At 72.8% G+C, this 6000-nt stretch carries 5 protein-coding genes; 3 read left to right on the forward strand and 2 right to left on the reverse strand.

Going from position 1 to position 6000, the window contains the following annotated elements; all coding sequences use genetic code 11:
* Nucleotides 1–1002: 1002 nt before the first annotated feature.
* Nucleotides 1003–1470, reverse strand: coding sequence for a hypothetical protein (locus AB0F10_RS26085; RefSeq protein WP_360630183.1), 468 nt, complete (start codon nt 1468–1470; stop codon nt 1003–1005).
* 88 nt (nt 1471–1558) lie between these two features.
* On the opposite strand from AB0F10_RS26085, the gene AB0F10_RS26090 reads away from it, so the two are divergent.
* Nucleotides 1559–2716 (forward strand): serine hydrolase domain-containing protein, encoded by a 1158-nt coding sequence (locus AB0F10_RS26090; protein WP_360630186.1) that lies wholly within the window; start codon nt 1559–1561, stop codon nt 2714–2716.
* Nucleotides 2717–2783: 67 nt separating this feature from the next.
* Nucleotides 2784–3161 (forward strand): nuclear transport factor 2 family protein, encoded by a 378-nt coding sequence (locus AB0F10_RS26095; protein ID WP_360630189.1) that lies wholly within the window; start codon nt 2784–2786, stop codon nt 3159–3161.
* On the opposite strand, the gene AB0F10_RS26100 is transcribed toward AB0F10_RS26095, so the two are convergent.
* Entirely contained in the window at nt 3127–4887 is a 1761-nt protein-coding gene (locus AB0F10_RS26100; RefSeq protein ID WP_360630192.1) for a CocE/NonD family hydrolase, read from the reverse strand. The two genes, AB0F10_RS26095 and AB0F10_RS26100, sit on opposite strands and share 35 nt — an antisense overlap.
* A 242-nt stretch (nt 4888–5129) precedes the next feature.
* On the opposite strand from AB0F10_RS26100, the gene AB0F10_RS26105 reads away from it, so the two are divergent.
* On the forward strand, nt 5130–6000 hold an 871-nt coding region (locus AB0F10_RS26105), incomplete at its 3' end, for a serine/threonine-protein kinase (RefSeq protein WP_360630195.1).

The raw sequence follows: 6000 nt of genomic DNA on the forward strand, positions 1-6000 counted from the left end.
TGTTTCCTGGGCCGTTTCAGCGGTGAGGGTCGCTTCGGGGGCCGTCTCGGCGGGGACTCGGCTGGAGGGCAGGGCCTGCCCGTAGCGGTGGGCCGGGGCCTGCGCGACGTTGTCCGTCCGTGACCTGCGCTGGGCGCCGGGCAGCGGCCGGCTGGCCAGGCGGGCCGCGGTCGCGCCGCGAGCGATGGCCGCGGAGTGGTTGGAGGTCGCGGAGTGGTTGGAGGTCGCGGAGTGGTTGGAGGTCGCGGAGTTGGCGGTGGCCGCGGAGTTGGCGGTGGTCGCGGAGTTCGCCGGGTGGGCCTGGCAGGTGGGCTCGTGGCCCTCCGCGGCGTCCGGCGTGTCCAGCTCGGGCAGGCTCGACGGAATAATGCGCTTGATCAACGGTGCCGCGATCGGCCGCGGGTCCGACGGCCCGCCCGACGGCGACGACGGGCGGCGCGGGCCGGGAGTGGCCGGCCCGGTCGGCGGGCGGGCCGGACTTTCGGGGGCGCTCTGCCTGCCCCGGGCGTTCGCCGGCTTTCTGCCGGAGGGAACCGGTCGTTTGTTGGCCATGGCGTGCTCCTGTCGAGCGAACTGCGGCGCCGGCGAAATGCCGTCGCCAAAGGGCTCAACGACCCGTGGCGCTCATCGATACATCCGCAGTGTGCGACGCGGCCGCAGGCGGCGCATCGTCGACGGCCCGCCGGTGGCCGGGCACGCCGGCCGGCTGCCGGATTCGCCGGATCCGATGCCGTCCGCGGCGGGCCGCCGAACGCCACCGGACCGGCATGCACTGCCACATCCGTCCAGGAACCGGGCCGGATGGCGATCGACTCGAAGATCACCAGCCGGCGGTGAACCCGCGTCCCGGCCATCGTGCCGATCCGGCGATGGTCCGCCCGCCCGGATCACCCTGTCGGGGGACCCGCCCGAGGATCTCCAGCGAGCAATTTTCGACCCGGGCTCGGGCGAGAGGCATCCGGGCCGTCGACCACTGCCGCCCTGGCCACGGTGAAAAACGGCTCAGTCGTTGAGCTGGGCGCACTCGATCTCGCCCAGCGCCAGCGTCAGAAACTCCGGCAACGGGCGCGGCCCGAGCAGATGATCGAGGAGCAACGCCGAGTGCAGGGCCAGCGCGTCCGGTTTCGGGGCCGGCTCCTCGTCGTCGTGCACACCCAGCGAACCCGCCAGCAGGATCAGCACCACATGCGGATCGACGTCGGGGTGCCACCGAGCGGCCGCGCGGACGGATTGCTCCAGCACCTCGCGGATGTCGTCGCCGTCCAGGCCGTCCGGGTGCGTGGCCTCGAGCAGCAGCCGCACCGTCGTGCCGAGGATCAGCGACGCCTGGGCCCGGTCCTGCGCGGCAAGCTCGCCCGTCGCCGAGGCCAGGGCCTCGGCATCGTGAGCTCGCGCGGCCGTCACCGCGGCGTCGACGGCCGCGGCGATCGGCCGAGCGGGTGCGGGAAGATGCCGCCACTGGTTTGTCACGCTTGGACGCTAGCGCCCGGGTCCGACAATTCCGGGCGTTCCCGTGGGGCTCGGAAATTTGTCGGGGAGTCCTGGCAAGGTGGCCGGCATGACGTTGCACGAAGCCATGACGGCACGCGTCGAGCGTGGCGAGTTCCCCGGGATCGTCACGCTGGTCGCGCGCGGCGACGACGTCCGCGTCGACGCCATCGGCACGACCGCGTTCGGCGGCGACGTGCCGATGCGGCGCGACACGGTCTTCCGGATGGCGTCGATGACAAAACCCGTGCTCGCGGTCGCCGCGATGATCCTGGTCGAGGACGGCCTCATCGACCTCGAGGAGCCGGTCCACCGGTTGCTGCCCGAGCTGGCCGGCCAGCGGGTGCTCGCCCGCATCGACGGTCCGCTGGACGAGACCGTCCCGGCGGTCCGCCCGGTCACGATCGACGACCTGCTTACCTTCCGGATGGGCTTCGGCATGCTCAACTCGCCGGCCCTCGACCCGCCGTTCCCGATCGTGGCGGCCTCGGATGCGCTGCCACTCGCGCTGAGCGAGCCCGATCCGCGGACCCCGCTCGACCCCGACGAGTGGATCCGCCGCTTCGCGACCCTCCCGCTGATGTGCCAGCCCGGTGAGCGCTGGCTCTACAACACCGGCACCCTGGTCCTGGGTGTGCTGCTCGCCCGGGCGGCCGGCCGGCCGCTCGGCGACGTCCTGCGCGAACGGCTCTTCGATCCGCTCGGGATGACCGGGACCGGCTTCTGGCTGCCCGCCGAGCGGGCGGCGCAGCTTCCCGCCCACTACATGACCGTTTCCGAGACCGGCGAGCTGACGGATCTGACCGCGACCACCCCGCCCGAGGTGTGGAGCCACCCGCCGGTCTTCCCGTCGGGCTCGGCCGGGCTGGTGTCCACCGCGGACGATTTTCACGCGTTCGCGCGGATGCTGCTGCGCCGCGGAGTGCACGGCGGCACCCGGCTGCTGTCGGAGCAGTCCGTCGAGCTGATGACGACCAACCGGCTGACGCCGGAGCAGATCGCCACCGCCGGCCTGCAGGAGGGCTACGGCTGGGGCTTCGGCATGGCGGTGACCGTCGCCCCGGACCCGCCCACCGCCGCACCGGGGCGATACGGCTGGTTCGGTGGCTACGGCACCCACTGGTTCAACGACCCGCACGAGGGGCTCATCGGGATCGCGCTGACCCAGGTCAGCGACTTCATGTGGAGCGGCGCGACGGAGGAGTTCCGCGAGCTGGCCTACGGATGACGGGCCGCCGACGCGGTGATTCTGGGTAGGCTCCGGGCGTGGTTCCCGCCGGGAAGGGGAGACGACGATGACCAACCTCGACGCTGTCACCGCATGGGTGCAGAGCTACCGGGTGGCCTGGGAGTCCAACGACCCGCACGACGTCGGGGGCCTCTTCGCCGACGACGCCGCCTACTTCACCGAGCCGTTCGCGAGGCCCTGGTTCGGCCGCGACGAGATCGTGGCGAAGTGGCTGGAGCGCGGCGACGGGCGCGGCGACGGGCGCGGCGACACGACGTTCGAGTGGCACCCGCTGATCGTGACCGAGGACCTCGCGATCATCGAGGCGAGGACGGCATATCGCGAGCCGCCGCAGACCTTCAGCAACATGTGGGTGCTGCGACTGGACAATTCCGGCCAGGCGCGCCAGTTCACCGAGTGGTGGATGGAGCACCCGAAGAGATAGGCAGCACCAGCCGCGTCGGCGCGGTGTGGACGGTGTGCACGGAGCAGGCGAGCTTCGCGCCGTCGATGAACGTGCCGTCGGTGCCCAGGTTGCGGGAGAAACGGGGGTGCGCGCCGCCGGAGATCTGCAGCCGCAGCCGATGCCCGGCGACCAGCCGGTGGAAGCAGCCGTCCAGGCCAAGCCGCAGGCGCTGCACCTCGCCCGCGGGCACGTCCGGATCGAGCCGCAGCATCGCGTCGGAGAAGTTGGCGGAGCGGCCGCGCGGATCGACGTCGCAGAGCCGCACGAAGACGTCGGCGTAGGGATTGTCGACGGCCAGGGCCAGCTCGAGCGTCGGCGAACCCGCGACGTCGAGGTCGGCGGTGAGCGGGGCGGTGGTGAAGGTCAGCACGTCGGGCCGGGCCTCGAGCCTGCGGTTGTTACGCACGCCCGCGGTGCCGGCGAGCACCCGCCCACCGACCGACGGCGTCGGGTCGGCGGGGTCGTACCGGAAGCCGATCTCGCCCTCGACCGGGTCGCCGGCGAGGAGGCCGCCGGCCGGATGCGGCACGAACGACGCCGGCGCCGTGGCGGGCGGCCAGACTGCCATCTCGTGCCACCTGTTCTCACCGGTGCGATAGACGCGGCCCGGCGCCTCACCCGGCGACTCGTCCACCCGACTCGCCCGACCAGCGGCGCCGTCACCGGCCGCGGAGGTGGAACCGGCCGCGGGCGCGGAGATGGAATCGGCCGCGGGCGCCCGGCCCGCGGCGGGTGCGTGTTCGGCCGGTTCGGCGTCGCCGGCCAGGTGCCGGTCGAGCCAGGCCAGGGCCCGCTTCTCCACCAGCATCGCGCCGGAGACGGCCGTGCCGACGTGGGTCCACGGCCCGACCGTCAGCGACACCTCGATGCCGCGCGCCCGCAGCCTCTCGTACTGGATCAGGGTCTGTTCCAGGAACAGGTCCTGCCATCCGCTGACCAGCAGCACCGGCACCTGAACCTGTTCCAGCGCGGCCCCGGCCCGGTAGGCACCCCAGAACGGGTCGTCGCCCTCCGGGTGCGACAGCCAGGTGCGGTACCAGGGCGCCCTGCCGCGCAGCACCGGTTCGGCCGCGTCGGCCAGCGGCAGACCCCGCAGGCCCGGCTCCAGCCGGCGCCGGGCCGCCGCTCGGTCGGTGATCCACCGCAGCCCGCGCGCCTCCTGGCCGACGATCGTGTGGCTCCAGGTCAGGAAGTCGCCGAGGGTGAAGGAGCCGGTGCCGAAGACGGCCTCGCGGAAGTCGTGCGGGCCCACGTAGACCAGCGCGGTCCGCAACTCCGGCGGCGGATCCTGCAGCAGGGTCCACTGTGCCCATCCGAGGTAGGAGCCGCCGAGCGTCGCCAGCCGGCCGTCGAACCAGGCCTGTTCCCGCAGCCAGGCGATGGTGTCGCGGCCGTCGGCCGTCTCCTGGGCGATCGGCTCGAACGCCCCGCCCGAGCCGAACGTGCCCCGCACGCTGCCGATCAGGGCGTGGTAGCCGCGGGCGGCCAGCATCCGGCCGTGCAGCGCCGACTCCGGGAAGCCCCGCCCGTACGGGGTGCGCACCAGCACCGTCCCGCGCGGCTCCCGGGTCGACGGCGAGTAGAGGTCCGCCCGCAGGTCCACGCCGTCGCGCATCGTGATCCGCAGGCCGCGCTCGACCGTGTAGTCGTTGCGAGCGGGCGGCAGGCGCAGGAGTCGGGACAGGACGCGGTCGGCGGCTCTCATGACTCTCCTCGGCGTCGGACCGGCCCGCTGTGGGCCGGCGCGAACCCCTGGTTCAGATGATCGCCCACCGCGCCGTCCCGCGGTGCCCCGCCGCCGCGTCCGTGAGCGAGGAGTGAGCCTCGTCTCTATGCGGATGATCGATTTCCGATTTAGGTGCACTTAATGGGTAATTACCGAAGGTGAAGCATTTTCTCCGGCCTCGTTCGGTGCGAAACCGCGATTTTGTCGGCAGACTTCTCCGGATGGAAGTTCGGCAGCGCACACTCGGCGGCCGCTACGTGCTGATGGACGAGCTCGGCAGCGGCGGCATGTCCGTCGTCTGGCGCGCCCGCGACGAGGTTCTCGGCCGCGCGGTGGCGGTCAAGGTTCTCGCCGGCCGCTACGCCGGAGATCCGCAGTGGCGGGCCCGGATCCGCGACGAGGCCCGCGCCGCGGCCACGCTGTCGCACCGCAACATCGCCCAGGTGTACGACTTCGGCGAATCGGGCGAGAGCGGGCGCCTCGTCCCGTACGTGGTCATGGAGTTGGTCAACGGCGTCACGCTGCAGCAGCGGGTGAAATCCGGCGTGCTCGCGCCGCGGGAGATCTTTCAGATCTGCGGTCAGGTGGCGGCGGCGCTGGCCGCCGCCCACGCCGACGGCCTCGTGCATCGCGACATCAAGCCGGCCAACGTCATGGTCACGCAGGACGGCGCCAAGGTCGTCGACTTCGGCATCGCCGCGACCGCCGGGCCGATCGATCCGGACGCCGACCTGCTCGGCACCCCGGCCTACCTGGCGCCCGAGCGGCTGACCGGCCTCGCCGTCGAGCCGGCCTCCGACGTGTACGCGCTGGGTGTGCTGCTGTACCGGCTGCTCTCCGGAGAGTCGCCGTGGAGCGTCGACACCACGACGCAGATGATGAAGGCGCACGTCTACGTCGAGCCGCTGCCGCTGCCTGACCTGCCCGGGGTGCCGGCGGCGGTGACCGCGCTGGTCAATCAGATGCTGCGCAAGGAGACCGGCGAGCGGCCGACCGCGGCCCAGGCCGCCGCGACCCTGGGCCGGGCCGCCGAGGAGGATCCGCCGGGCGTGGTCGCCGAGGACCTGCCCGCGCCGCCGGGCCGGTCGCGGC

This window comes from Actinoplanes sp. NPDC026623, from assembly GCF_040638275.1.
Lineage (GTDB): Bacteria > Actinomycetota > Actinomycetes > Mycobacteriales > Micromonosporaceae > Actinoplanes.

Excerpts from the sequence above, each read along its gene's own strand:
- AB0F10_RS26090 (WP_360630186.1), top strand. The coding sequence starts at position 1,559 with ATGACGTTGCACGAAGCCATGACGGCACGCGTCGAGCGTGGCGAGTTC.
- AB0F10_RS26095 (WP_360630189.1), top strand. The coding sequence starts at position 2,784 with ATGACCAACCTCGACGCTGTCACCGCATGGGTGCAGAGCTACCGGGTG.
- AB0F10_RS26100 (WP_360630192.1), bottom strand. The coding sequence starts at position 4,887 with ATGAGAGCCGCCGACCGCGTCCTGTCCCGACTCCTGCGCCTGCCGCCC.